General features: G+C 60.8%; 2 protein-coding genes. Both read left to right on the forward strand.

What is annotated here, in order from left to right; genetic code table 11:
- A partial coding sequence (locus tag WAN71_RS15460) for a DUF2563 family protein (protein WP_422226170.1) occupies positions 1–289 on the forward strand: 289 nt, incomplete at its 5' end.
- The gene (locus WAN71_RS15465; RefSeq protein ID WP_422226171.1) at positions 289–2,205 is read left to right on the forward strand and encodes a hypothetical protein; all 1,917 of its coding nucleotides are present in this window, start codon (positions 289–291) and stop codon (positions 2,203–2,205) included. The genes WAN71_RS15460 and WAN71_RS15465, both read left to right, overlap by 1 nt.
- Positions 2,206–2,587: the final 382 nt, after the last annotated feature.

Below are 2,587 nucleotides of genomic sequence, written 5' to 3' on the forward strand. Positions count from 1 at the left end.
CGACACCGCAATGCTGCATTCCGGGGCGGCCCAGTCGTACCGCGCGCGCAAGCACGCTCAAGACGGAGCGAATCACTTGTCAGTGGCGGCGCCAGTAGTCGGGATGTTCGGCGGATTCGACGCCGCCGAAGAGTTCCACGACGCCGTGACCTCGGCGCACGCCCACCACGTCAAAACCCTGCAAAGCCACCAGCAGAACCTCGACGAGGTCGGCACGAAGGCGCATCACGTGGCGTCATCGTTCTCGGCGATGGACGACAACAATGCGAAGGCGTTGCGGGAAGTGTAGTGACGCTGACCTACATGAGCCGGGACGTGCTGGCCAAGCTTGCCGGCGGCGACCCCTGGAAGGTCAACGCAACACTACAAAGCGGCCAACCGGCGCAGATTGCCGACCTTGGGCAAGCGTTTCATAACGCGGGTCAATGCACACAAGAAGCTGACAAAGCGTTCGGCGAGGCGCGCCGCCGCGTCGATGCGTGGATCCGTGACAATGGGCAGCATCCGATCAACGACTCGGCCCAAGTGCAACGGACGGCCGCCGCACTGGGTCTGCAAGCCGCCCAGTTGCCCAAAATTGCCGTCGACCTAGAAAATGTCGCCGCGGCGCTGGCGCAGGCGCAGGCAACCGCAAACGGCTACATCACTGCGTTGGAGGCTCGCCTGCAAACTCTCGACGACTGGATCGGCCAAGCCGACGACCTGATCAAGCAGGACGAAAAACTCCTCCCCCAAACCGACGACGAGGAGGACATCTGCGACCTTGAAGACGACATCGATCGGCTTGAGGAATACATCAACGATTGTGAACGCGAAGCCATCGACGACACGAAAGCAACGCTGCAGCAGGTCGAGAAAGTCCGCAACGACTATGCGGACGGGCTGAAAAAGGCCGAGGACAACCTGCGCACCGACGGATACGATCCGGCTGCGATTCATCCGGTGGACGGTGAAGACACCAAAGACCAAGCGGCCATGGACATTCCACCATCCGGACTCGATGCCGGCGAGCTGACCGACATTAAGCGTGTCACCAATCAGGCCGTTGTGGATCAGATGGACAAGGTGCGCGCCGCGCAGAAGGCTGTTGACGACGCGGCGGCGACGACCTACACGAAAGGCCCAGGCTCTCCGGAGGGAGAGGCCGCGTTTGCGAGACTGCCCCAGCTCAAGAAAAACCTCGCCGACGCCCTCAACGGTCTGGGCAAGCTGCCCGATTACAACAACATCGATCCCGCGGCCATGCGCACCAGCCCAGATGGCCATTTCCTGTTCGGCTACAACGCCGACGGGCAGCCGGTACAAGTTACGGGCCAGCTGAAGAACGGCACCGGCGAAATTTTCGACCAGGGCACCGGAACCTATTACACCTTCAAGGACGGCAAGCTCGTCGGCACCCGCACGCCAGATCCCGGCCGCGTCGAAGCCACCGACGAACCGCTGCTGAGCGCCGTCACGCTGGCCGTCGGGGCGCCGGAACTGAAGGCTGGCGGCGAAGCCGTCGTGCAAGGCTTCAAGGCGCTCTTAGAACGGCGAGCGCTCGGCCTCGGCGCCGACATCACGTCGGACAACGTCCTTCCACAGACCTTCGCCGCGGCCGAAAGTCGCGCCGAGGCAGCCGCCCATCACCTTGCCACTGAACATGTCCCGACATCGCTTCCCCCAGGCGCCGCTGCCGACCACCCGGCCCCGATCACCACAATCGATCATCCCCCACCCGTGACGACGCACGACGCACCCGTTCCAGGTGGCGGGACGCATCCCGCACCCCCACCACCCGAGCTGAGCCCTGAGCCTGTGGCGCCCAGCCCTGAGTTCACCTTGGACAACCCGTTAGATCACATGACGTCCGAGTTGCGGGCACTGTCCGAACAACATCTCACCGGAAGCGGGGAAACCGTGCTCGGACCGTACAATCCGGCAGATGGCGGTCCGTCGTACATTGAGGTCGCAGAGCAGCACGGAGCCAGCTATTTCGACATCGGGGAAGCATGGAATACAGCGACTCCCACCGAACGGCTCGCCGCAAATCAACATGTACTCGACATCGCTATCGCCAACCGCGACAGCATTACACTCTCAGTGCCGTTCCGCATGATTCGCGAAGAGTCATACACCGCCGCTGAAATCAGATATCTCGAAGCCCATGGCTATCAGCGTAGCGGACTCAATACATTGGTTCCGTCCAGTCAAGGAGCACATTAGATGACGAGATTGTTGGAGCTTTTCCTCCGTTACCTTGGAGTACTGTACTTGGACCCGAGCTACCGTATCACCAATTCAAGTACTAGTGGCTCACCGACGGAGAACGCATCCTTACGCTTGACCGGAGACACCTTGAGTTGGCATCTAATCAATGATCGAGGTCAGGTTTACCTGGCGGTTGCACCGACGAGGCTAGAGACACGCGAGAACTGGTTTCGAATAACTTCGGTGCGGCAATACCTCGATCATGTGGAAGAGCAAGGTACGTTGCTCACCGATGAGCTTGCGTCATGGCTGAGTCATAACGTTAGCCGGGTGGAGGAGTTGTTCGCCAACGATTCAATCGCTGCGAGCTCCTGCAAGGCGCTCATTGATCTAGAGG

It is taken from the genome of Mycobacterium sp., assembly GCF_049280035.1.
Lineage (GTDB): Bacteria > Actinomycetota > Actinomycetes > Mycobacteriales > Mycobacteriaceae > Mycobacterium.